Source organism: Flavobacterium swingsii (assembly GCF_900111965.1).
GTDB lineage: Bacteria > Bacteroidota > Bacteroidia > Flavobacteriales > Flavobacteriaceae > Flavobacterium > Flavobacterium swingsii.
In genome coordinates, this window is sequence record NZ_FOJT01000006.1 from 239,379 (window position 1) to 264,542 (window position 25,164).

The window sequence follows — 25,164 nt, forward strand, 5'->3', positions numbered from 1 at the left end:
TTATTTGAGTTTATTTATGATTTCTGGGATTCGCTTTATATTAGCTAATTGCTTTAGTTTTTCACGAGATTCTTGAACTGGAGTACCAAAATATGATTTTCCACCTTCGATAGATTTGGTTACACCTGTTTGTCCCATTACCACTGCTTTTGTACCAATGGTTATTCCGCTAGTTGTTCCTACTTGTCCCCAAAGTGTTACTTCATCTTCAATGATTACACAACCTGCAATTCCTGTTTGGGAAGCAATTAAACATTTTTTTCCAATTACTGTATCGTGTCCTACGTGAACTTGATTGTCAATTTTTGTTCCTTCTCCAATGGTTGTATCGCCAGTAACTCCTTTATCGATAGTACAAAGCGCTCCAATTCCTACATTATCTTCAATAACAACACGACCACCAGAAATTAATTGATCGAAACCATCTGGACGTTTTTTGTAATAAAAAGCATCGGCCCCAAGAATTGTTCCTGCATGAATCATCACATTGTTTCCTATAATGGTATTGTCATAAATGGAAACATTAGAGTGAATGAGACAATTTTCGCCAATTACGACATTGTTTCCAATGAAAGTATTGGGCTGAATAATAGTCCCTTTTCCTATTTTGGCAGAAGTCGAAACAGCAACATTCGACGCTTGAAATGGTCTGAAATGATTGGTTAATTTATTGAAATCTCTAAATGGATCATCAGAAATTAATAAAGCTTTACCTTCGGGACAATCGACATTTTTGTTTATTAAAACTATAGTTGCCGCCGATTGTAATGCTTTATCGTAATATTTTGGATGATCTACAAACACAATATCGCCCGCTTGAACGACATGAATTTCATTCATACCCAAAACAGCAAAATTATCATCGCCTACATATTCGCAGTCGATGATATTTGCAATTTCTTTAAGGGTTTGTGTTTGGGGAAATTTCATCAAAAATTATTTTACACGTTCCATATAAGAACCTGAAGCGGTGTCAATTTTTATTTTATCACCTTCATTGATAAATAAAGGCACATTTATAGAAGCACCAGTTTCTACCGTGGCAGATTTTGTTGCATTTGTAGCCGTATTTCCTTTAACTCCTGGTTCAGCATATGTCACTTCAAGTACTATTGATGCTGGCATATCTACTGAAAGAGGCAAATCAGTTTCGGTATTTACTTGTACCATTACGTTTGTTCCTTCTTTAAGCAATCCTGGATTATCAAGAATTTTTTTATCTAAAGTAATTTGTTCAAAAGATTCAACATTCATAAAATGAAATTGATCTCCTTCAGCATATAAGAACTGATAAGTATGTGTTTCTACACGAACTTCGTCTATTTTATGTCCAGCAGAAAAAGTATTATCTAATACTTTTCCGTTAGATAAGCTTCGCAATTTTGTACGCACGAAAGCTGGACCTTTTCCTGGTTTTACGTGAAGGAATTCGATGATTTTGTAAATATCGTGGTTAAATTTGATACACAATCCGTTTCTTATATCTGATGTAGATGCCATTTTTTATTTATTTGTTAATTTGTTTAATCGTTAATTTGTTTAATCGATTAACCGTATTAACGATTAAACAATTAAACAAGAAATTTTATACTCCTGTATATCCTTTCATAATACCTCTTGAAGAATTTCTAATAAAATCTAAGATTTCATCTCTTTCTGGAGTTGCTTCCATTTCTGCTTCAATAATTGCTAATGCTTGTGAAGTATTATAATTTTTTTGGTACAAGGTTCTGTAAATGCTTTGTATTTCGCTAATTTTTTCGGTTGTAAAACCTCTTCTTCTTAAGCCTACAGAATTTATTCCTACATAAGATAAAGGTTCTTTCGCTGCTTTAGTAAAAGGCGGAACATCTTTTCTTAATAAGGAACCTCCAGAAATCATAGCATGATCACCAACGCTTATAAATTGATGTACGGCTGATAGTCCTCCAATTATTGCATATTTTCCAATCGTTACGTGTCCTCCTAATAATACACCATTAACAATAATGGCGTTGTCGCCTACATGACAATCATGCGCAACGTGTGCAGTTGCCATAATTAAACAATTATTGCCTATTACTGTTTGTCCTGAAGCTATTGTTCCTCTATTTATAGTAACACATTCTCTTATTGTAGTATTATCTCCAATTATTACTAAAGAATCCTCTCCTCCAAATTTTAAATCTTGTGGTACTGCTGAAATGACTGCACCTGGAAAAATATTGCAATTTTTACCTATTCTTGCGCCTTCCATAATGGTTACGTTAGAACCTATCCAAGTTCCGTCGCCAATAACTACATTATTATGAATAGTTGTAAACGGCTCTATAACTACATTTTTGGCAATTTTTGCGCCTGGATGAACGTATGCTAGTGGTTGATTCATATGTTTTATTTAATCGTTTTACTGTTTAATTGATTAACCGAATAAACGATTAACCAAATCAACAAAAAAATTATTGTATTTTAGCTATTTGCGCCATTAATTCTGCTTCAGCAACTAATTTTCCGTTTGCGTAAGCATGAGCTTGCATGTGACAAATTCCTCTTCTTATTGGAGTTATTAAATCACATTTGAATATTAATGTATCTCCTGGTAATACTTTCTGTTTGAATTTTACATTGTCTATTTTCATAAAAAAAGTCAAGTAATTTTCTGGATCTGGAACCGAACTTAAAATTAAGATTCCTCCTGTTTGTGCCATTGCTTCAACAATGATAACTCCTGGCATAACTGGCGCTCCTGGAAAATGTCCTACAAAAAACGTTTCGTTCATTGTTACATTTTTTAATCCAACTACAGAGCTGTCTGTCATTTCGATAATTCTGTCTACAAATAAAAATGGTGGACGGTGTGGCAGAATACTCATGATTTTATGAATATCCATCAATGGTTCTTTGTTTAAATCGTAAACTGGAACATGATTTCTTTGTTCTGCTTTTATAAGTTTAGACATTTTTTTTGCAAATTGAGTATTTACAAAATGACCTGGCTTGTTTGCTATTACTTTTCCCTTTATTCTTGTTCCGATTAAAGATAAATCTCCTATTACATCAAGTAATTTGTGACGTGCAGCTTCGTTAGGATATAATAAGGTAAGGTTATCTAAAACACCATTTGGTGTAACTGAAATTTTATCTTTTCCGAAAGCAATTTTCAACCTGTCCATTGTTTCGGTAGAAATTTCTTTATCTACATAAACAATAGCATTGTTTAAATCTCCACCTTTTATGAGTCCATTTTCCAACAAAGTTTCTAGTTCGTGTAGGAAACTAAAAGTACGGCAATCGGCAATTTCGTCTTTAAATTGGCTTATATTTTTCATACTCGCATTTTGAGTACCTAATACTTTAGTACCAAAATCGACCATCGCAGTAACTTGATAATCATCACTTGGCATGACAATTATTTCGCTTCCGGTAGCTTCATCTATATAAGAAATAACTTCTTTTACGACATATACATTTCTTTCTGCTTCTTGCTCTGCAACTCCAGCTTTTTCTATAGCTTGTACAAAATATTTTGACGAACCGTCCATAATTGGAAGTTCTGAGGCATTTAATTCTATTATAACATTGTCCAAATCACAACCTACTAATGCGGCTAGAACGTGTTCTGGTGTTTGAATTTTTACTCCTAATTTTTCTAAATTTGTACCACGTTGCGTGTTTACAACATAGTTTGCATCAGCTTCAATTATAGGCGAACCTTCTAAATCTACTCTAACAAAAGAAAAACCATTATTTATAGGTGCTGGTTTAAATGTTATTGTTACTTCATTTCCTGTGTGAAGTCCAACTCCTGTAAGGGAAATTTCGTTATTGATGGTTTTTTGTTTGACCATAATTATTTTATTATTTTTTTTAATTCTTCTATTTCGGTAACAATTTTTGGAAGATTTCTAAAATGAACATACGATTTACTATATTCAGAATATCCGAATGATGGACTTCCTTGTAAGGTTTCATTGTCTTTTATATTTTTTCCGACTCCTGATTGTGCTTGGATTCTTACATTATTACCAATGATTAAATGCCCTGCAATTCCTACTTGTCCGCCAATCATGCAGTTTTTGCCAATTTTTGTAGTTCCTGCAATTCCTGTTTGTGCTGCAATTACGGTATTTTCTCCAATTTCTACATTGTGAGCAATTTGAATTTGATTATCCAGCTTTACTCCTTTTCTAATAATTGTAGATCCCATTGTTGCTCTATCTATTGTAGTACAAGCTCCAATATCTACATTATCTTCGATAATAACATTTCCAATTTGTGGAATTTTTCTGTAAGTTCCGTCAGAATTTGGTGCAAAACCAAAACCATCGGCTCCAATGGTAGTTCCTGAATATATGTTGCAATTATTTCCTATTTCTGTTTCTGAAAGAATTTTAGCTCCAGCAAAAATAACCGTATTGTTGCCAATTTTTACATTGTCACCAATAAAACTATTGGGATAAATTTTTACATTATCTCCAATAATTACATTTTCGCCAATATAACTAAAACTGCCTAAATAAAAATCTTTACCGTGTTTTGCCGATTCCGATAAAACACACGGTATTTCAATTCCTACTTTAGTATTTTTTGCTTGATTATAAAATTCTAAAATTTTAGCAAAAGCACCGTAAGCATCTTCTACTTTTATTAATGTGGCCGAAATTTCATTTTCAGGCACAAATGTATTATTTACAATTACTATCGACGCCTTTGTATCGTATATAAAACTTGTATATTTTGGATTTGATAAAAATGTTAAACAACCTTCAGTTCCTTCTTCAATTTTAGACAACATAGAAACCGTAGCGTTTGGATTTCCAACAACTTCTCCTTCTAATATTCCTGCTATTTGTTCGGCCGTAAATTTCATTTGCACAAAAATATAAAAATTTAAAAAGAAACTTTAGTTTTTATTGAGTTGTTTTGGAAAACAAAGAAAATATTTTGTCACTTGTTTAGATAATGCTTTCAATGACAATTGGTCTGACAACAATGCTACATCTTCTATAGAACCATCTTTTTTGAGTATTCGTATAGGTTCAGCCGATTTACTATACGCTTGATTTCTTATTTTTCCTTTAAAAACAAAATATTTCGCTTCTTGTAACCCAATATTATTTGTTTTAGAAAATTGTTCGGTTAATTCCTGAACTTCTTCTTTAGAAAATTTGTCTTCATTCATTTTAATTTTTAATAAATCCCTGTTTATTATCATTTTGCTTAATGAACTCAGTGTGAAATCTGGGTGGTTTTGCCAATGTTTTATAGCCCCAACAATATCTGTATCATCTAATTGTGCGAATTTATTAAGAATATCATCATTGAAATCGGTTAAACTTATTTTGTTTTCAATAAAGAAAAGCAAATTGTCACTGCAGGTAATTGCAATTCCTTTTTGGTATAATTCTTTGGCTCTTTTTAGCGTGTTTGTTAATGTAAGTTCGGCAACTAGACTGGTTTTATGTAAATATACTTGCCAATACATTAGTCTTCTTGCCATTAAGAATTTCTCGACTGAATAAATTCCTTTTTCTTCAATAACCAATACATCATCAACGACGTTCATCATCTGAATTAATCGGTCGGAGTTTATTTTTCCTTCTTCGACACCAGAATAAAAACTATCACGTTTCAAATAATCCATTCTATCCATATCTAATTGGCTAGAAATGAGTTGTAGCATAAATTTTCGAGGATATTCTTCTTTAAAAATCTGAATAGCTAAACTTAATTGTCCGTCGAATTCGACATTCAATTTATTCATAAACAATAATGAAATTTCTTCATGATGTACGGCTTCTACAATACTGTGTTCCATAGCATGAGAAAACGGACCATGACCAATATCGTGGAGTAAAATGGCAATATATAAGGCGTTTTCTTCTTCCGGAGAAATTATTGTGTTTTTAAATCGAAGTACTTGAATCGCTTTTTGCATAATATGCAGGCAACCTAAAGCGTGATGAAACCTCGTATGATTGGCTCCTGGATAAACCAAAGAAGACAATCCCATTTGTGAAATTCTTCGCAATCGCTGAAAATACGGATGCTGAATTAAATCGTAAATTAACGGATTAGGAATCGTAATGAAACCATATATTGGATCGTTGAATATCTTTAGTTTGTTGGTGTTACTCACTTTTTTTGAATTTATACAAATATAGAAATGAATTCAAGAATTATAACATCTTTCTTGCTTTTTCTAAATCTTCAAGCGTATCAATTCCGATTCCTACGTGAGTAGTTTCGACCATTTTGATGCGTTTTCCGTATTCTAAATAGCGAAGTTGTTCTAATTTTTCGGAAGCTTCGAGTGAGAGCATTGGTAAATGATAAAAATCTAATAAAGCTTGTTTTCTAAAAGCATAAATACCAATATGTTGCATATATCTCACACCAACATTTTCTTCTCTTGGATACGGAATCACCGAACGTGAAAAATATAAGGCAAATCCTTGCTGGTCGACAATTACTTTTACATTATTTGGGTTTTCAATATCATTTTTGTCGGTAATATTCCTCATTAACGAAGCCAAATCTACTTTTTTGTCGGTATCATTTCTAAAAACTTCAATCACTTTTTCGAGTGGTTCTTTGTTGATAAATGGTTCGTCTCCTTGCACATTTACAACAATATCAACATCGATATTTTCAATAGCTTCTGCAATTCGGTCGCTGCCTGATTCATGTTCTTTGATACTCATAATGGCTTTTCCGCCATTAGAAACAATTTCATTATAAATTAAATCAGAATCTGTTACAACAAAAACATCATCGAACAAATTGGTTTCAACTGCAGCTTGATAAGTTCTTAGAATAACGGTTTTCCCTCCCAAATCTTGCATGAGTTTGGCTGGGAATCTTGTTGAGGCATAGCGGGCTGGGATAACGGCGATGGTTTTCATTTAATAATTAATTTAAATATATAGATTTAGCCTGTTCGATTTGTTTGTAAAAATTAAGTGCATCAAAATTTTCTCCAAACTCTAATACAACTTCTCGACTAACTGTAACTTCTCGATTATTAATTTTATAACTTCTTATTCCATTTTCATCAAATTCTAAATAGATTTTTGTTCGATCTAATTCAATTAAAAAATTATATCGAATTATTTCATAATGATTTATTTCAGTATGAGTAATTGTTTTTATTTGAATTATTCTTTCTAATGTTTTTTTTGAATCAAGGATTAATATTTTACTCATTTCTTCTTCAATATTAGAAATTTCATAATCCAATTTATTGATAGAAATAAGTTTTTTAATATACCTTAAATCTTTTTTCACTTTTTTATTTTGAATTATTTCAGATTTTTCAAAAAAAACAATACCATGACTATCATTTAAACCTTTCAACTCATTTATCAAAATTGAATTTAATTCTGACAAATTGTTTTGAGAGAATGATGTTAATGATACTAAAATAAAAAATACTGTATAAATCGATTTCATTTGCATCTATCTTCTAAATTTTTTATACAACCAATATATCAATATAAATATTAGAATTACGATTAAAACAGCTACAATTGGCAAAAATATAGCTAATGAACTTAAAGTAATTGCAGTCCCAGTTTCGGCAGTGGAAACAATTGGATTTCCTAAACCAGCTGTTTTTACTGATGATGCCAATCGTGTCATCGTTGTCATTCCTTGCATAGCTGTTGCGGTTCCGCCTCCAGCAATTATTGCTAATCCCCAAGTCATCATGGGATCTATATGTACTAATGTTGATGCCATAGCAGCTGTTCCAGCAATTGCCGCTAATGGTGTAGCAATAGTATCTAAAAGATTATCTACAAACGGAATATAATATCCGAAAATCTCGGCAATCATTGCAATTCCTAGAGAAATCATGGCGGGAATCCCTCCTACCCAAGCCCAACTTTCATTTAGTGGAATAAAATCGAAATGTGATGCCAAACTTAATGCAAAAAGTGGTAAAAAAACTCTGAAACCAGCCGATGCAGCGAGTCCGATTCCTAAAAATAAACTTAATATCGTTTCTGTTGTTATCATATTTTAATTTTTTTATTTTACCACAGATTAAAAGGATTAAAAAGATTTTTTAAAAATAAAGAAATCTGTGGAAATCTTTATAATCTGTGTCTAAAAAAGTTATTTAGTGCTATGTTTTGCGTTAGGGATTGAAGTGAAAATCCTTTTTTTGAATTTTTCTTCAAAAAAGATTGCAACGTAAAGCCCGACCCTTGTGGTAACGCCCAATATATTTTATTCTACAAAATTCTCGTCTTTAAAACCTATCAAATATAGCTTATCTTTTGCTCTTGTCATAGCGGTATATAACCAGCGAATGTAATCTTTGTCGATTCCATTAGGTAAATAAGGTTGCTCTATAAATACCGTATTCCATTGTCCTCCTTGCGATTTATGGCAGGTTATGGCATATGAGAATTTGACTTGTAATGCATTGAAATATTCATTTTCTTTTACTTTCTGAAATTGTTTAAACTTCGTTTCTCCTTCATAATCTTTCATCACTTCTTGGTACAATCTGTTCGATTCTTCGTAGGATAATGATGGTGATTCACTCGAAATAGTATCTAATAACAGAACGGTTTCATACGGTTTTTGATCTGGATAATCGACCATTCGTATCTTGACATTGGCAAATTTGAATCCGTATAATTCTTTTATATTTCGAATATCTAAGACTTCGATAATATCACCATTGGCAATAAAGCCAGCTTGGTCAGAATCTTTTAACCAAAAATAATTATTTTTTACAACCATTAGAAAATCTCCTGTAGAAAGTTCGCTTTCTTTGTCTAGAATTTTTGTTCTAATTTGCTGATTGTACTGATTGGCTCGTTTGTTCGAACGGACTATAAACGCCGTGTCTTCGATACTAAAATTACTATAAGCCGAATTGATGGCGTCTTGGATATCGTAACCATCTGATAATCGGACAATATCTTTAAATCCTTTGAGATTAAATTTGAAACTATCAAAAAATACATCTTTCAATAATTCTCTAAGTTCAGTTGCATTATGCAAAATTCCTGAGTTTTCTTCCTGACGCATTACTTCATCAAATTCGATAGAATAAACATCTTTATTGTAATGTAAACTCAAAGTATCTGTATCTAATGCTGGCGATATATCTAATTGAACTGGTGGTAATTGTGCCGTGTCACCTAACATAATGATTTTGCAGTTGTCGCCCGAATAAACATAAGATATTAAATCATCTAGAAGTGAACCATTTTCGTATAATTTCGACTCCGTATTCACATCAGAAATCATCGAAGATTCATCGATAAAAAAGATGGTGTTTTTATGTTTATTAGGTTGTAATGTGAATGAAACACCTCCGCCAGATGTCTTTTTAGGGAAATATATTTTTTTATGAATTGTAAATGCTGACTTGTTCGAATAATTAGCAATTACCTTTGCTGCACGACCAGTTGGCGCAAGTAAAACGTACTTTTTATTAATTTCGATTAAGTTATTTACAATCGTCGAAATCACGGTTGTTTTTCCCGTTCCTGCATAACCTTTTAGCACAAAAATTTCGTCTTTATTACTGTTTGTAATAAATTCTGCAATTTGCTGAAAGAAAATATCTTGTTTTACGGTGGGTTTAAAAGGAAATTTTTTTTGTAAAACACTGTAAAACAAGGAAGCACTCATTTATTTTTGATAAAATATTATATTTCAAATATACACATCAAAATTAACTTGTTTGTCTTTTTCGCCACAGATTTAAAGGATTTTCACAGATTTTATAAAAAACGTCTGTTGCAATGTTTAATATTACTTTGCGACTCTGCGGCTCTGCGTGATAAATTCACGCAAAGTCGCAGAGTCGCAAAGAGGAATAAATAATTCATTCAAACATTAATCTGTGGTAAAATCATTTTTATACTAATTAAGGATAATCATAAAAAAATTGTAGATTTGCCTATCAATGATTTAAAACCATTATGTCTTCCGCTAACGCTACAATTCTCGAAAAAAAATATAAAAATTTAGTACTTCAAGTGTCATTAACTGAGGTTTCTTTTTGTATAAAAGATACGTTGAAGGATAAAATTGAAACCATTCGTAGTTTTTCGTTTGATAAAATTTCTAATCCAAAAGAAATTGAAGAATCTTTAATTAAAGTTTTTAATGAAACTCCAGAATTAAATACATCTTTTGACGAAATTACGGTTTTACACAACAATAATTTGCTCACTTTTGTGCCATCAGTTTTGTTTGATGTGCAGTATTTAGCCAGCTATTTACAATACAATACAAAGGTTTTTGATTCCGATTTTTTTGCTTACGATTTGGTTACAAACAACGATATGGTTACTGTTTATATTCCGTATGTGAATATTAATAATTTTCTGATAGATCGTTTTGGAAGCTTCAATTACAAGCATTCGTTTACCATTTTAGTCAAAAAAGTATTAGAATTTTCTAAAAACATCGATCAAACTCAGTTGTATGTTCACATTCAAACTGATAATTTTCAGATTATAGCGGTTAAAAATCAGAAGCTTTTACTTTTTAATACATTCGATTATAAAACCGAAGAAGATTTTATTTACTACTTACTTTTTGTTATCGAACAGCTTAATTTGAATCCAGAAACTGTACTAACGAAACTTTTCGGAACGGTTTCAAAAGAAAGTAATTTATACCAAAGTGCTTACAAATACATACGAAATGTGTCTTTATTTTATGACAATAACAATATAGAAAACAACATTTCACAACAAGAATATTTACAAAATTTTATACCCATACACACGTGCGAATAATTTCAGGAAAATACAAAGGAAGACGAATTAGTCCACCAAAAAACTTGCCAGTTCGCCCTACGACTGATATGTGTAAGGAAGCTTTATTTAATATTTTAAATAATAATTTCAATTTTACCGAGCTTCGTGTTCTGGATTTATTTGCAGGAACAGGAAGTATCAGTTACGAATTTGCCTCTCGAGGTTGCAAACCCATTACGAGTGTCGATGGCGATATGGGTTGCGTGAATTTTATTAGAAAAACAACCAAAGAATTCGATTTTGATATTACTCCAATAAAAAGTGATGTTTTCGCTTTCTTAGAAAAAAACAAAGCCAGTTACGACATTATTTTTGCCGATCCACCTTACGGAATGGAGCAAAAAGACTTCGAAAAAATCATTTTATTGGTTTTTGAAAACGGATTGTTAGAAGATGACGGAATGATGGTTATCGAACATTCTAAATACACCAAACTCGACCATATGGAGAATTTCTCTTATGATAAAGGTTATGGTGGTTCGGTTTTTACCTTTTTCGAATTAGAACACGACGAAGAAGAAACTGGTGACGAAGACGATGAGCTGGATGCGTAATTAACGTATTCTATTCTCGTTATCATTGATGCTTTTCTCTTTAAATTCTGAATCTTTTATCTTTCCAAAAGAATATTTAATTCCTAAAGAAATTTCGTGCGTATCTGATAAATAGTGTGACTTCGAACTAATTTTATTTACCGTAAAATTTTCTTTATAAACCGTATTTTTAAAAATATCATTAAAACTTAAAGTACAATCCCATTTCCCCAAAAACGTTTTAGAAATAGCCAAATCCATTAAAAACTCGGGTTGTCTTCTTTCAAAAGCACCTTCATATTGTGTTGTTAATCCCCAAACTGTTGTAGAAATTGTGTATTTTTTAGGTAATTCGAATAAGTGATTGGAATAGTAATACATATAGGGTTTCGATTCGTTTTGTATGGCTAATTTGTCTTCTATTTTATTCAAAATAAAGCTCAAACTGTTGTTTACTGTCCAAAATTTATAAGTAAAAGGCATAGTGAAATCTATTGCAAAACCCGTTTCTTTATCAAAATTCTTCTGGCTAAAGCTTAAAATATTTTGAGAATTATCATAAATAAAATCTCCATAAGCAGGATTTGATTTTTTGTAATAACTCAATCGAATCGATTTGTCATTGTATTGAAAATTAGCTGCAATTTCATCATTGATTGTTGGATCCAAATTGATATTACTTCCATAAATAAAATACGGATTTATATAAGTAGCCCCTTGGTTTGTAGAGGAGTAATTGGGTCTGGTTATACTTTTAGCATAATTTAAAGTAATTGTTTTCGAACTATCTATAGGAATATCAAATTGCACTTTCGGGAAAAAATTAGTGTAATCTTTTTTAATTAAAGGCAAAATTTCAGTTGTATATTTTCCAATAATATTGGTGTTTTCAACTCTAAAACCTGCGGAATATTGTAACTTTTTTATTTTACCTGAAATTTGTGAATAACCTGAAATATTTTGTTCTTTAAAATTATATTTTGATGTTGATGAAGCGAAATTAATTAAATCTGAAACATCAGAATTTGTCTTCGCATTAGCATTCAGAAATAAACCACCAACTTCTAATTTCATCTCGTTTTTAAACGTTTTTTCTAAATCGGTTCTACCAGAAATAACGGAAACATTAAATTTCTGGTTTCTATTTTGTGCTGATTCAAAAGGAGAATCATTATAACTATTTTCGACTAACGTAGTTATTTTTTTATTAAAATTAGAAAATTGAATCCCTGAAAATAATTGTGTATTTATCGATTTTATTTTCTTAGAATAATTTGCAAAAGAATTTATAAAAGCTCGATTATCTCCGTTGTCACTTCGTGTTAAAATATTGTTTTCAATATTATTTTGTTTGTTGTAAGTTTTTGTATTTATATCGAAGAAGTCTTTTTGCATTCTCGCATTTCCACTGATAGAAAAATAATCGTCTTCGTTTATTTTATAAAATAATCCACTTCCAAAAATGAACTGAGGCCTTTTAGTATAAGCTTCTACGTCGTAATTTGAAATAATATTTGCCTCCGGAATCTCGTATTTTATATCGTGCCTTTCCCAAACATTTAACTGATTGTAATTGAAATTTGCTTTCAATTCTAATTTCTTTTTTTTGATACTTGAATTGAAGCCCAAATAATTATTAAATCCTTTTTTGACGGAAGCAGTTTCTGTCAAATTGATTTTGAATCCTTCTTTTTTACTCAATTTTCTTGTAATTAATATTACGACTCTACCTTCGGCTTCATATTTTGCTGATGGATTATTTATAATTTCGATGTTTTTAATTTCATCTACAGACAATGTGTTTAAATCGTTTGTGGTTACTTTTTGATTGTCTATATAAATTAACGGATTCCCTTTTCCAACAATACTAATAGTTTCTTTATCAGCACCAATAATTACATTTGGCAGTTTTGATAATAAATCGATTGTATTCGGAACTGATTTTAATATCGAATTTGCAACATCAATTTTCAGATTTCCATTTTTATTAGTAAAAACTTTCTTTTCATTTTTCAGGATTACTTCTTCTAATTTTTTAGAGATTGTATCATTTTTAGCTTCATTTTGTGCCAATGCCAAATCTGAAATAATTAGACTTAAAAGTATTGTTAGTAATTTTTTCATTATTATTTTTTTCAATTATCGATGCAAAAATGCTTTCAAAATTTGAATCTGAAAGTTAATTGAAGGTTAATGCTAGGTTAATGTCTTTTTTATTCCATAAAATCAATTATTTTTGAAGCGATGAAGAAGAAAATCAACTTATTAATTCTGTTTTCTGTGGTGGTGCTTTTGGCACTTTCTACCATGCAATTTTATTTGGTAAAAACTACTTATGATTATAAAGTAGCGCAATTTAGAACTGAAGTAAAAGCTAAAATTGCTGACATCACAAACGATTATAGTGATATCGATTCTACTATTTTCAATAAAAAAGATTTGTTGTATCGCGAATTGGCGATGAATTATATTTTAGATAATAAAACCCGAAACAGAATTAAGAATGCCATTCTTCAAAACCAATTCAAAAAAGAATTAACTCATAAATTACAACTTAAATTCGAAGAAGAAATCCCAGATTTAAAAATCGATTTTGCCATTGTACTAAACAAATTTGTATTGTATAACAATGCCAAAGCAGCGGACACCATTTTTGCTGAAAAACCAATAATAGGAAATAAATTATATGGTGATTTAGCTTCCTTAGACGATGCTTTTCTAGTCCGAAATTATGTAGGTACAACAAGTGGAAATACAGTAAATTCTGATTTCAAATTACTTACCGAAGATGCTTTGTATGTGTCGGTAGCCAATTGGGAAACCATTATTTTGAGACGAATGGCAATGATTTTATGCTTTGCTATTTTGTCAATTCTAACGTTAATTAATCTTTTTGTTATAGCAATTAAAGCATTGATAAAGCAAAAAAAAGTAAGTGATATCAAAACCGATTTTATTAACAATATTACTCACGAATTAAAAACACCATTGGCAACTTTAGCCATTTCTACAAAAATATTAGAAAGAAAAGACATTCGTGATAACGAAAAACATTTTGATAATTTAGTGGCAACGATATCACGTCAAAATAATCGTTTGCAACAATTAATAGATCAGGTTTTAGACAATTCACTTGGTGAAAATGAAATTGAGTTACAAAAGGAAAAGATAAATTCTGAAACTTTTTTAAGCTCAATTATCAATGATTTTAAGATTTCTAATCCATCTATTGTAATTGCAACAGAATTTAAGGCAATAGAAACTTCTTTATTTCTTGACAAATTTCATCTTACAACAGCCATTCAGAATGTATTAGAAAATGCTGTCAAATATGGTTGCAATCATATTAATATTCGAACTTCATTAGTGAATAATCAATTCAATATTAGCATTCAAGACGACGGAATTGGAATTTCAAAAAGCAAACATTCCTTACTTTTCGATAAATTTTATCGAGTAGAACAAGGAAATTTGCATAATACTAAAGGACTTGGTTTGGGCTTGTATTATGTAAATCAGATTATAAAAGCACACCAAGGAACCATTGCTGTGATTAGCGATTTGGGTAAAGGAGCTGTTTTTAATATCAGTATTCCTTTTTAAAATCCGTGTAAATCCGCTTCATCCGTGTCATCCGCGTGCCATTATAACAAATTTAGGCAGTTAAAAAAAATTAAACGGTATGCCATTATAACAGAAGAATAAATGAAAAAAGTACTACTTGCCGAAGATGATTTCGATTTTGCAGATGTTCTCAAACAATATCTGGAACTCTATAATTATCAAATTACTTGGGCAAAAGACGGAGAAGAAGCCTTACTCCTATTTCAAAAAGAAACTTTCGATATTTGTGTATTTGATGTTATGATGCCAAAAATGGACGGATTTACGCTAGCCGAAAAAATAATCGATATCAATCCAGAAACACCATTTGTTTTCTTAACTGCCCGAAAACTAAAAGAAGACAAACTAAAAGGATTGCAATTGGGTGCCGATGATTATATCGTAAAACCCTTTGAAGCCGATGAATTGGTCTTGCGATTAAATAACATTTTAAAAAGAGGAGAACAAAAAAATCAAGCTACCATTTCGGTCGATGAAATTACAATTGGAAACTATATTTTCGATCCAAACAGGTTAGAATTAAAGTTAAGTAACCACACGCAAAGACTTACAGAAAAGGAAGTTGCGTTAATTTTATTTTTTCTAAAAAACAAAAATCAACTCATCAAACGAAATGATATTTTGCAAAGTATTTGGGGAAATGACGATTTCTTTTCAGGAAGAAGTATGGATGTTTTTATAAGCCGAATTAGGAAATATTTCTCTAATGACACTCGAATTACTATCGAAAGTATTCGCAATGTAGGCTTAGAATTTAAGATTCAAAACTAAAAAAAGCAGACCTATAAGCCGGATTCTGTTCTCGTCTCGTTCCTAAAAACGAGACGATACCTTATCATTTATCTAGGCTTGCAATTACTCACAAGCTCCATCTTTCTACCCTTCAGCAACGGACGAGAAGCCCTTAACTACCGATATACTTGAAATTTCACCGCATAGAGTTTACCTGGTTTCACTACAGCATTACCTGTACATACTTTCTGTTGCACTTGTCCTTGATCGATTGCTCAACCCGACGGGCGTTACCCGCTATGCTTCTCTCTGGTGTCCGGACTTTCCTCCCTCTCGTCCGTAAAGACGAGACGACGATAAGGCGGTCTGCACTGCAAAAGTAGTTTTTTTAGGAGCTAATCCCGCTATCCGTTACAATCTTTTTTTTACACCTGACAGGTTTTTGAAACCTGTCAGGTGTAAAAAAAAGGATTTCCACTGCTATCGGGGCTAGGGCATTTCGTTAATCAAATAACTTTCGATTAAAAAAGTAACGTTAATTTTTAGTATTACATGAGTATTTTCGTAGATTGCATCAACTAGTTAGTTTGTGTTAAGTTTACCGAACTAAAACAACAAAAAATCATATTTATGAAATCAAAATTAATTTCAGCATTACTATTTGTATCTACTTTTATGTTTGCTCAAACTGTAAAGAAAGAGGCCGAAACCACTAAAACAAAATTAGAAGTTTTTACATCAAAGACTGGAAGTATTACTAAATTTACTGATTTCAATACTTCAGGATTAAAAGTTTCAGGCATACAAACTCCACTTGAAACTCTTATTAGAAAAGTTAATAGTGGAATTCTAGTTGCATATTTTTATCAAATTAAGAGAAATGTAACCAATTCAACAGCATCTATTGAATATACAGATATAATTGAAATTTTGAAAGCAATAAAAACTTTAAAATTAGAATACGATAAAGACATTTCTTTAAAACCAGATTATTTAGAAAACAAGTTTACAACTTCCGATGGATTTTTAATTGGCTATTATGCAGACAATTCTAAAAATAGCTGGTTTATAAAACTTGATAAATATAACTACAAGGATGAAACCTTATCTTTTGATAATGTTGAAACTTTAGAAACGGCATTTAATGAGGCAAAATTGAAAATTGAAGATTTAAAAAAATAAAACTTACCGTTAAAAAGGGATTGATAAACAACACAAGAAATTTAATAAATGAAATGATAAAAAAAACAGAGACAATAGCCAATTTTATTTCTGATAATCAAACCAATGAATTTTTGCCTTCATACTTTGACAAGCTCTATGAAAATTTAAAAGATCTAAATAATCGCTCAGAAAAATATACAATTGGTCTAATTTTAATAATTTTTTTACATTTAATCTTTGGACAAAATACTATTGAATCTTTCTCAATTGGGCCTATAAATATTAAAGACATTTCCATTATTCCAAAAGTCTTACCAATATTAATTATTTATGCGATTTTTAATCTATATTCAATTCAGCATCAAAAAAATGATTTAATTAATGCTTTAAAAGTTCATTCTTTTACATTTTTCAAACAAAAATATACTAGTGAAGATTTAAAAAACAATAATAAATTAACATATATTACTAGACTCTTTCTACCATATTCTTTTTCAAATATGGTAACTTCATTACTTACTGAGAAACCTTCTAAACTAACATCAGCTATAGGCTTTATAATATTACTTCCTACAATTGCTTTAGGACTTTTACCTTTTGCTTTTTTATATCAAATGCTTGAAAGTATATTTAATAAATACTACAATGATACTTTAGGTTTTATTTCATTTTGGCTAAGCATATGGGTTTTTGTTTTGACAATATTCTATATTGTTATAAATGCCATAAATGAATCAAATGAAGAGAAAAAATTACTTGAAGAAGATTAACCAAAAACATTTCAAAACTTTTGACTTTTGACTTTTGACTTCTGACTTATTACAGTTATATTTGCTTTCGAATAAATTTCTATGGAACAATTTGTAGTATCGGCTCGTAAATATCGTCCGCAAACGTTTAAAGACGTTGTGGGACAACAAGCCATTACCAATACTTTACTCAATGCTATAGAAACCAATCATCTGGCTTCTGCCCTGTTGTTTACTGGACCTCGTGGTGTAGGAAAAACAACTTGCGCCAGAATTTTAGCTCGAAAAATAAACCAACCTGGTTACGACGATCCGAACGAAGATTTTGCATTCAATGTTTTCGAACTCGATGCAGCTTCAAACAACTCGGTCGATGATATTCGTAATTTGATAGATCAAGTTCGTATCCCGCCACAAACAGGACAATATAAGGTTTATATTATCGACGAGGTTCACATGCTGTCATCAGCGGCATTTAATGCTTTTTTGAAGACATTAGAAGAACCGCCAAAACATGCCATTTTTATTTTGGCAACGACTGAAAAACATAAAATTATTCCAACGATATTATCTCGTTGTCAGATATTCGACTTCAAAAGAATTACCGTCAAAGATGCTAAAGATCATTTGGCTGAAGTTGCTGCAAGTCAAGGTGTAATTTGCGAAGACGATGCTTTGCATATTATTGCTCAAAAAGCCGATGGTGCGATGCGTGATGCTTTGTCTATTTTTGATAGAGTCGTTTCGTTTTGCGGAAACAACTTGACACGTCAAGCAGTTACTGAAAATTTGAACGTTTTGGACTACGAAACTTATATTAATGTAACAGATTTGATTTTGGAGAATAAAATTCCAGAATTACTGTTGGCATACAACGATATTTTAGCAAAAGGTTTCGATGGTCATCATTTTGTGGCTGGATTAGCTTCTCATTTCAGAGATTTATTGGTTAGTAAAACGCCTGCAACCATTGCTTTGTTAGAAGTTGGAGAACAAGCACAGAAAATGTATTATGCACAATCTCAAAAAGCATCGCAAGATTTTCTTCTGCAAGGAATAGATTTAGCTAACGATTGTGATTTAAAATTTAAGGTTTCTCAAAACCAGCGATTACTCGTAGAACTTTGTTTGATGCAATTAGCCTCTATCACTTTTGATGGAGAAAAAAAAAAGCTAAACAATATATAATTCCACCTACTTTTTATCGGAATTCAGGGTTCTCGATTACTGAGGTTAAAATCAGTAATCAAATACCCGAAAATGTTTCAGAAGTTGCGATTGTCAATGAACCTATAACAGTAAATCCTATCGTTGAAGAGATTCAGAAACCTATAGAAGTAGTTCAAAAACCTAAGGTTGATTTGGTTACTTCGCCCAATTCGATGACAAATGCTCCGAAAGTTTCTGCTTTGTCAATGAAAAGCATTCAGGCCAAACGAGAACTTGAAGCGCAGCTAAAACCTATAGAAAAACACCACGACGAATTACCAACAGAGCCATTTACAGAAACTCAAATGTTGGAGCAATGGATAAAATATGCCAATAGATTGGGTGATAAAGGATATAAAATTCTTGAATCTTTATTATTACTTGACGACCCAAAACTAGAAGGTACCACTATTATTCATGAGTTGCCAAACGAGAGTTCTAAAATAGATTTTGATGGCGAAAAACACGATTTGTTAGGTTATATTCGAGGAAAACTCCACAATCACAATATTACAATTGAGATACGAATAAACGAAACTATCGAAACTAAAAAAGCTTTTACCGTTCAGGAAAAATACGATAGATTGAAAGAAATAAATCCTGCTTTAGAATTGCTTAGAAAAACCTTCGATTTGGATTTGTAGGTTATTAAAAGGCTATTCTTCTTTTTTCAAAATTAAACCAAATAGAATAATTAAAATTCCTGAGATCATTAGAAAATTTGATATTAATGAGTTTCTATCATACGCATCTAACATCTCTTGAGATGCATATTGAATTGGAATTCCTGCAAAAAAAGTATCGAATAGAATTCCAATAATTAAGAACACAATACCAATCGTGATGATTATTTTTTTATATTTTCCCATAATACATTGCTTTTACAATTCCATCAGACAATCCAATTTTTGGAACATAAATTTTAGTGGCACCACTCCATTTCATAGCTTTTAGATAAATACTTAATGCTGGTATAATTACATCGGCACGGTCAGTATTCAGTGCTAATTCGGCAATACGCTGTTCGTAAGTTAATGAATTCAAATATTGATATTGTGTGTTTAAATACATGTAAGACAAAGGTTTTTCTTGTAGTTTTCCTGACAATTTAAAAATCTTGTTTATGTTTCCGCCAGAACCAATTAATGTAATATTATCATATTCTTCGGTGTTGGTTTTTATCCATTTCTCAATTTCTTCCCAAACAATGTCGTTTACCATATTATTTAGCAAACGAACTGTTCCGTTTTTGAATGATTTTGAAACAACCATTTTTCCGTTAGAAAACAAAGAAAACTCGGTGCTTCCACCACCAACATCAACATAAAGATAAGTTTGCTCAGTTTTTATAAATTGATGTAAATCGGAAGAAGCAATAATGGCTGCTTCTTTTCTACCATCGATAATTTCAATTTTTACATCTGCTTTTTTCTTGATAATTTCGACTACTTCTTTTCCGTTATATGCCTCACGCATAGCGGAAGTAGCACACGCCATATATTGTTCTACTTTATATACTTTCATTAATAATTTGAAAGCTTTCATAGCATCGACCATTCGGTCTATATTTTCTTCGGTGATTTCTCCAACGGTAAAAGCATCTTGTCCCAAACGAATGGGCACGCGAATTAAAGCACTTTTGTTAAACTGAGTTTCTTTACCGACTTGTTCCACAATATTGGTTATCAAAAGACGCATGGCATTTGATCCGATATCGATGGCTGCATATTTTTTTATTGAAATCATTTTCTGTTGTTGATTTGGTTATTCGTTTATTTGGTTAATCGTTTTGTTGATTTTTTTATCCGATTAACCAAATAACCAAATCAACGAATCAACGTTAAATAACCACTTCAATTTTGTCGCGATAATAATTATATGTTTCCAGTTGTGCTCTAAACATTGGATTGTCACCACGCATTCGATACTTGTTATCTAGTTTTTCTGATTGATAACGTACTTTTACGTTTCCTTTCCAACCAATATCGAAAGTATCTATTAGTTCTTTTTTGATTCCTTCATCATAAATTGGACAAGTAATTTCTACTCTTGTGTCTAGATTTCGAGTCATAAAATCGGCAGAAGAAATATATACTTCTGGTTCGTTATTATTACAAAAAATGTACACACGCGAATGTTCTAAATAATTATCTACAATAGAAATGGCTTCAATATTTTCGCTCATTCCTTTTACACCAGCTATTAACGAGCAAATTCCTCTTATTATTAATTGAATTTTAACTCCTGCTCTACTAGCTTCATATAATTTATCGATCATTTTATTGTCTGATAAACTATTCATTTTTAGTTTTAAAAATGCAGGTTTTCCTGAATTTGCGTTTAATATTTCTCGATCTATTAGTCTATTAAAACGAATTCGGGTGTAATGTGGCGATACAATTAAATGTTTGTATCGATACACTCGATAATTGATTTGAAAAAATTCGAAAACTTTAGATACGTCTTTCAAAATCTGTTGGTGTGCCGTAAATAATGTCACATCGGTATAAACTTTTGCTGTCGATTCGTTAAAATTTCCTGTCGAAATAATTCCGTAACGTTTTAGTTTTCCATCATCATCAATACGTTCTATAAGGCAAACTTTGCTGTGTACTTTTAGCCCTTTTACTCCAAAAATAAGTTCGATTCCTTCGGTTTGCATTTGCTCTGCATAGGAAATATTACTGGCTTCGTCAAAACGGGCTTGTAACTCAATTTGAACGGTTACTTTTTTTCCGTTTTTAGCGGCGTTTATAAGGGAACTTACAATTTGAGAATTTTTTGCTAAACGATACAACGTAATTTTTATGGTAGTTACTTTAGGATCTAAAGCGGCTTCTCGCAAAAACTTAATAATATACGAAAATGACTGATACGGTGCGTTTACCAAGTAATCTTTATGTTCTATTTTTTTTAGAATACTACCTTCCAAACTTAATCCTTCAACAGGAAGTGGTAAATTGGTTTTGTATAACAAATCATATCTTCCTAGATTTGGAAAATCCATATAATCTCGGCGATTGTGGTATCTTCCGCCTGGAATAATACTTTCTTTCGCATCTATTTCCATATTGCGAAGAAAGAATTTCAAGGTATCTTTATCGATAGTTTGGTCGTAGATAAAACGTACTGGTTCTCCTATTCGGCGGTCTTTTACACTTGAAGATATTTTTTCGATAAAGCTTTTATTCAAATCACTATCAAGTTCTAGCTGTGCATCACGCGTAATTTTTATCATGTGAGCCGAGATACTTTCGTAATCGAAAATATTGAAAATATTATGTAAATTATAACGAATTAAGTCGTCTAAAAGGATAATATGCTGTTTTTCATTTACCGAAGGTAAAACCACAAAACGATTTATGGTTTTTGGAATTTCGATAACCGCATAACGAATTTCTTTTTTAATTTTAATCTTTTCAAGAATAGATGATGTTTCCTTTGGTTTCATCACCAATTTTATAGCTAAATAGCCTGAAGTGTCTTTAAGTAAAGGGAATTCGGCTAAATCATTTAAGATAATTGTTACCAATGCTGGGCTTACTTTTTGTATAAAATAATCTTTTACAAAACTTTCTTGTTCTTTAGAAATTTCGGTTTCATTGATGATATAAACGTTCTGTTTTTCGAGTTCTTTTTCAATATTACTTAAAATTCGTAAACTTTCTGATTGCTGATCGATTACGATTTGGGTAATTTCTTTTAGTAATTTTTGAGAGGAGATTCCTCCCAAAATTTTCTCGGCAGTTTCTCCTGCTAAACTCAATCGACGAATTGCAGCATAGCGAACTCTAAAAAATTCATCTAAATTATTTGAAAAAATTCCTAAAAATCGCATTCTGTCTAATAACGGAACTCGCTCATCTGCAGCTTCTTGTAAAACTCTAAAATTAAAAGCTAGCCAACTTTTTTCTTTGTCAATATATCTGTTTTCAGTAATTATCATTAATCTATTTCTTTAGGAAAAATGGTTCGAATCGTTTTTCCTTTATTAATATCTTTCCAGCTATTTTGCTCAAATTGTAAGTAAACAAATCCTGCTGTTGGGACGTTTGTTATGTATTTATCTCCAAATTTATTAACAAAATTTGTAATTGCCTCATTATGTCCGAAAAGAATTAGGTTTTCGATAGTATTATCGCATTTTTTTATCTCTTTTTCGAGTTGATTTTCATCGAAAGTATAAAGATTGTCTTTAAATTCTATTTTAGTTTCATTTATAAAGGCTTGTTTACAAAACAATAATGCAGTTTGAGAGGCTCTCACGGCATTGCTACTCCATATTACACATTTGTTAGGCAAAATTTCTTTTGCAATTATGGCTACTTTCTGAATATTCAGAATTCCAGCTTCGGTTAGCGTTCTTTGAATATCTAAAACTGGTAAATCCCAACTTGATTTTGAGTGTCTAACTAAAATTAGTGATTTCATATGCTAACTAAAATTAATTATTATGATTATTAATATTCCGTTACTTTATTTTATGAATTACAAATAAAATGTTAATTCATAGGTTTTATTTACACTTTCATCGAAAAAGCATTAATATTTATTCGACTTTATCATTTATCATTTAATTTAGCCTCGTTGAAGTTGATGAAAATCAATTGAAACAAATTTCCAATACAAAGTAAGTTCAAAATACCACTTTAGAATTTATTTTACTTTTTTAACAAAATCTGTTATAGCAATTTTCTAATTGCGTTATTAATTTCTTATAACTAAATGTAGTTATAATTAGTCATACCTATATCATTTTTTTAAACTAAAAAAAGTAAAGTTTATGAAAAATATTACTTATTTATTATCGAAAAAAAGTTTAATGAAACTAATTTTATTATTTTCATTAGCATTCTATTCCAATTTTTCTTTCTCTCAATCTACTACTTATGGTTGTAATAGCTGTAATTCAAACGATATAGGGATAAAGGAAGTCAAATTGGTATCTATAATACCTGATGGTTCTGGTGGCTTTTTACCTCTTCCGACATCATGTTTAACAGGTTCTGCGATTGATGGATATTTAAAGATCACTCTTGATCAAAATGCTACCACACGTTATGGAACGCAGATTGAAGCAGATGTTTTTGTTAATAACAATTTTCAGCAACACATTCGTTATGAAAGCTGTCTTGAGACTGGTTCAGGGACATTTTATATTTATATGCCTAATACACCCAATTCAATTCAATGGACTTGTGGGGAAGTATTATCACTTAAAAATATATTTATAGGTTGGGGAAGTTCAGCTGCTAATAATATTTGCAACGTTGGTGATTGTGACCTTGGTCCTCACTGTTTTAAATATGACGTTAGTACAAATATGGTTGTAATAACTCCTATAAAACCTAATTTTACAGCAGTTGGTATTTGCCCTCCTAATACTAATAATTCAGCGCAAACTTATACTTTTACTTCTACAACTACTGGTGGAGTTAATTGTGCACTTCCTCCTCCTTACTCATCTTATAAATGGGATATCACAAAAAATGGAGTGCCAATTTCTAATCCAACTTTACCGGATTCTCCTTTTTTTGGCAGCTCTATAACAATAGATTTTTCAAATTATGGGGGAGCTGGAGATTATGAAGTTGTGCTAACCGTAATTGATTGTAATACTCCTCCTACAACAGCTTCTGGATTACCAACAACAGTTTCTGTAGCATCTTGTTGTGTTCCATCTGCTACTTGTTTATTATCACCTATAAATGTAGAGGGATGTACTATTCCAAGTCCACTTACAAATCCAGAATCGGTATTTAACTATAATGCCTGTGGCAAAACGGTTACTATGACAAGTAGTGATTCTGGTGACACATTGATTTGTTCAGATGGTGATGGAGCAGATTTTACAAGAACTTATATTTTATTGTTCAACGGAGTTCCTTTTAGCACTTGCGCACAGAACATTAAAGTTAGTGATACTACACCTCCAATATTACCAATCGTTTTACCTCAAAACATTACTGTTTCTTGCGATCAAGTTCCTGCAAATATTCAATTAACAGCTACAGATAATTGTACTGGATTAATTACTGTTTTCGGAACTAATGCTACAGTTCCGACAAGTTGCTTAAGTGAATATACAATTAATAGAACTTGGACTTTTATCGATGCCTGTGGTAATCCAGTTTCACACACACAAATTATTAATGTAGAAGATACTACCAATCCCGTTTTAATCGGACAACTTCCAGGTGATGTAACGGTACAATGTGACAACGTTCCGGCACCAGTAGTTTTGACTGCTTCTGATAATTGTGATAACAATGTTTCAGTGGTTTACACTCAAAATATTGTAGGTCAAGATGATGCTTGCGCTGCGGAATATACCATCACTAGAAATTGGTCAGTAACGGATTGTGCGGGAAACAATACTTC

General features: G+C 31.2%; 24 protein-coding genes and 1 other RNA gene. 9 read left to right on the forward strand and 16 right to left on the reverse strand.

Annotation, left to right across the window (positions count from 1 at the left end):
* From BM053_RS11830 to BM053_RS11875, 10 genes are all read right to left on the reverse strand, one after another.
* Nucleotides 1–930 carry a UDP-3-O-(3-hydroxymyristoyl)glucosamine N-acyltransferase gene (locus BM053_RS11830; protein WP_091477645.1) on the reverse strand — a complete coding sequence of 310 codons (930 nt, stop codon included), beginning with the start codon at nt 928–930 and terminating at the stop codon, nt 1–3.
* A gap of 6 nt (nt 931–936) precedes the next feature.
* The gene (gene efp / locus BM053_RS11835; protein ID WP_091477646.1) at nt 937–1,500 is read right to left on the reverse strand and encodes an elongation factor P; all 564 of its coding nucleotides are present in this window, start codon (nt 1,498–1,500) and stop codon (nt 937–939) included.
* Between the two features lie 85 nt (nt 1,501–1,585).
* Nucleotides 1,586–2,368, reverse strand: a complete 783-nt coding sequence (lpxA, locus tag BM053_RS11840; RefSeq protein WP_091477647.1) for an acyl-ACP--UDP-N-acetylglucosamine O-acyltransferase — start codon at nt 2,366–2,368, stop codon at nt 1,586–1,588.
* A gap of 70 nt (nt 2,369–2,438) precedes the next feature.
* A complete protein-coding gene (locus tag BM053_RS11845) occupies nt 2,439–3,827 on the reverse strand; it encodes a bifunctional UDP-3-O-[3-hydroxymyristoyl] N-acetylglucosamine deacetylase/3-hydroxyacyl-ACP dehydratase (RefSeq protein WP_091477648.1) in 1,389 nt (462 codons plus the stop codon).
* A gap of 2 nt (nt 3,828–3,829) precedes the next feature.
* A complete protein-coding gene (gene lpxD, locus BM053_RS11850) occupies nt 3,830–4,849 on the reverse strand; it encodes a UDP-3-O-(3-hydroxymyristoyl)glucosamine N-acyltransferase (protein WP_091477649.1) in 1,020 nt (339 codons plus the stop codon).
* A 33-nt stretch (nt 4,850–4,882) separates the two neighbouring features.
* Nucleotides 4,883–6,118 (reverse strand): HD domain-containing protein, encoded by a 1,236-nt coding sequence (locus BM053_RS11855; RefSeq protein WP_091477650.1) that lies wholly within the window; start codon nt 6,116–6,118, stop codon nt 4,883–4,885.
* Between the two features lie 40 nt (nt 6,119–6,158).
* Entirely contained in the window at nt 6,159–6,884 is a 726-nt protein-coding gene (gene kdsB, locus BM053_RS11860) for a 3-deoxy-manno-octulosonate cytidylyltransferase (protein WP_091477651.1), read from the reverse strand.
* Between the two features lie 7 nt (nt 6,885–6,891).
* A complete protein-coding gene (locus tag BM053_RS11865; protein WP_143076487.1) occupies nt 6,892–7,431 on the reverse strand; it encodes a hypothetical protein in 540 nt (179 codons plus the stop codon).
* Nucleotides 7,432–7,437: 6 nt separating this feature from the next.
* Entirely contained in the window at nt 7,438–7,995 is a 558-nt protein-coding gene (locus BM053_RS11870; protein ID WP_091477707.1) for a DUF4126 domain-containing protein, read from the reverse strand.
* Between the two features lie 216 nt (nt 7,996–8,211).
* On the reverse strand, nt 8,212–9,633 hold the full coding sequence (locus BM053_RS11875) for an ATP-dependent DNA helicase (RefSeq protein ID WP_091477653.1): 1,422 nt from the start codon (nt 9,631–9,633) through the stop codon (nt 8,212–8,214).
* A 293-nt stretch (nt 9,634–9,926) separates the two neighbouring features.
* On the opposite strand from BM053_RS11875, the gene BM053_RS11880 reads away from it, so the two are divergent.
* Entirely contained in the window at nt 9,927–10,751 is an 825-nt protein-coding gene (locus BM053_RS11880; RefSeq protein ID WP_091477654.1) for a DUF3822 family protein, read from the forward strand.
* Nucleotides 10,742–11,326, forward strand: coding sequence for a 16S rRNA (guanine(966)-N(2))-methyltransferase RsmD (gene rsmD, locus BM053_RS11885; RefSeq protein WP_091477655.1), 585 nt, complete (start codon nt 10,742–10,744; stop codon nt 11,324–11,326). The genes BM053_RS11880 and rsmD overlap by 10 nt, the downstream gene beginning before the upstream one ends.
* Here the strand turns inward: rsmD and BM053_RS11890 are convergent, their stop codons facing one another.
* A complete protein-coding gene (locus BM053_RS11890) occupies nt 11,327–13,429 on the reverse strand; it encodes an outer membrane beta-barrel family protein (protein WP_091477656.1) in 2,103 nt (700 codons plus the stop codon).
* 120 nt (nt 13,430–13,549) lie between these two features.
* Here BM053_RS11890 and BM053_RS11895 point away from each other — a divergent pair, with 120 nt between their 5' ends.
* Nucleotides 13,550–14,908, forward strand: coding sequence for a sensor histidine kinase (locus BM053_RS11895; RefSeq protein ID WP_091477657.1), 1,359 nt, complete (start codon nt 13,550–13,552; stop codon nt 14,906–14,908).
* A gap of 102 nt (nt 14,909–15,010) precedes the next feature.
* On the forward strand, nt 15,011–15,700 hold the full coding sequence (locus BM053_RS11900; RefSeq protein WP_091477658.1) for a response regulator transcription factor: 690 nt from the start codon (nt 15,011–15,013) through the stop codon (nt 15,698–15,700).
* On the opposite strand, the gene rnpB is transcribed toward BM053_RS11900, so the two are convergent.
* Nucleotides 15,699–16,034, reverse strand: an RNA gene (gene rnpB, locus BM053_RS11905) — RNase P RNA component class A. The genes BM053_RS11900 and rnpB overlap by 2 nt on opposite strands.
* Nucleotides 16,035–16,291: 257 nt before the next feature.
* Between rnpB and BM053_RS11910 the strand changes: the two genes are divergently transcribed.
* The 4 genes from BM053_RS11910 to BM053_RS11925 all read left to right on the forward strand — a co-directional run bounded on the left by BM053_RS11910 (nt 16,292) and on the right by BM053_RS11925 (nt 19,427).
* Nucleotides 16,292–16,843: a hypothetical protein gene (locus BM053_RS11910; RefSeq protein WP_091477660.1), complete on the forward strand. Its 552-nt coding sequence runs from the start codon at nt 16,292–16,294 to the stop codon at nt 16,841–16,843.
* Nucleotides 16,844–16,863: 20 nt separating this feature from the next.
* Complete coding sequence (locus BM053_RS11915; RefSeq protein WP_091477662.1) at nt 16,864–17,595, forward strand: hypothetical protein; 732 nt, start codon at nt 16,864–16,866, stop codon at nt 17,593–17,595.
* An 81-nt stretch (nt 17,596–17,676) separates the two neighbouring features.
* Nucleotides 17,677–18,762: a DNA polymerase III subunit gamma/tau gene (gene dnaX / locus BM053_RS11920; protein ID WP_091477664.1), complete on the forward strand. Its 1,086-nt coding sequence runs from the start codon at nt 17,677–17,679 to the stop codon at nt 18,760–18,762.
* Nucleotides 18,763–18,956: 194 nt separating this feature from the next.
* On the forward strand, nt 18,957–19,427 hold the full coding sequence (locus BM053_RS11925; RefSeq protein WP_244148529.1) for a DNA polymerase III subunit gamma/tau: 471 nt from the start codon (nt 18,957–18,959) through the stop codon (nt 19,425–19,427).
* A 12-nt stretch (nt 19,428–19,439) separates the two neighbouring features.
* Here the strand turns inward: BM053_RS11925 and BM053_RS11930 are convergent, their stop codons facing one another.
* From BM053_RS11930 to BM053_RS11945, 4 genes are all read right to left on the reverse strand, one after another.
* Nucleotides 19,440–19,652 (reverse strand): hypothetical protein, encoded by a 213-nt coding sequence (locus BM053_RS11930; protein WP_091477667.1) that lies wholly within the window; start codon nt 19,650–19,652, stop codon nt 19,440–19,442.
* A complete protein-coding gene (locus tag BM053_RS11935; protein ID WP_091477669.1) occupies nt 19,639–20,529 on the reverse strand; it encodes a Ppx/GppA phosphatase family protein in 891 nt (296 codons plus the stop codon). Before BM053_RS11935 ends, BM053_RS11930 begins: the two co-directional genes overlap by 14 nt.
* A gap of 94 nt (nt 20,530–20,623) precedes the next feature.
* Nucleotides 20,624–22,729, reverse strand: coding sequence for a polyphosphate kinase 1 (gene ppk1 / locus BM053_RS11940; protein WP_091477671.1), 2,106 nt, complete (start codon nt 22,727–22,729; stop codon nt 20,624–20,626).
* Nucleotides 22,729–23,214 carry a SixA phosphatase family protein gene (locus BM053_RS11945; protein ID WP_091477673.1) on the reverse strand — a complete coding sequence of 162 codons (486 nt, stop codon included), beginning with the start codon at nt 23,212–23,214 and terminating at the stop codon, nt 22,729–22,731. Before BM053_RS11945 ends, ppk1 begins: the two co-directional genes overlap by 1 nt.
* Before the next feature lie 352 nt (nt 23,215–23,566).
* On the opposite strand from BM053_RS11945, the gene BM053_RS11950 reads away from it, so the two are divergent.
* Nucleotides 23,567–25,164: HYR-like domain-containing protein (locus tag BM053_RS11950; protein WP_449404135.1), on the forward strand; the 1,598-nt coding region annotated here is incomplete at its 3' end.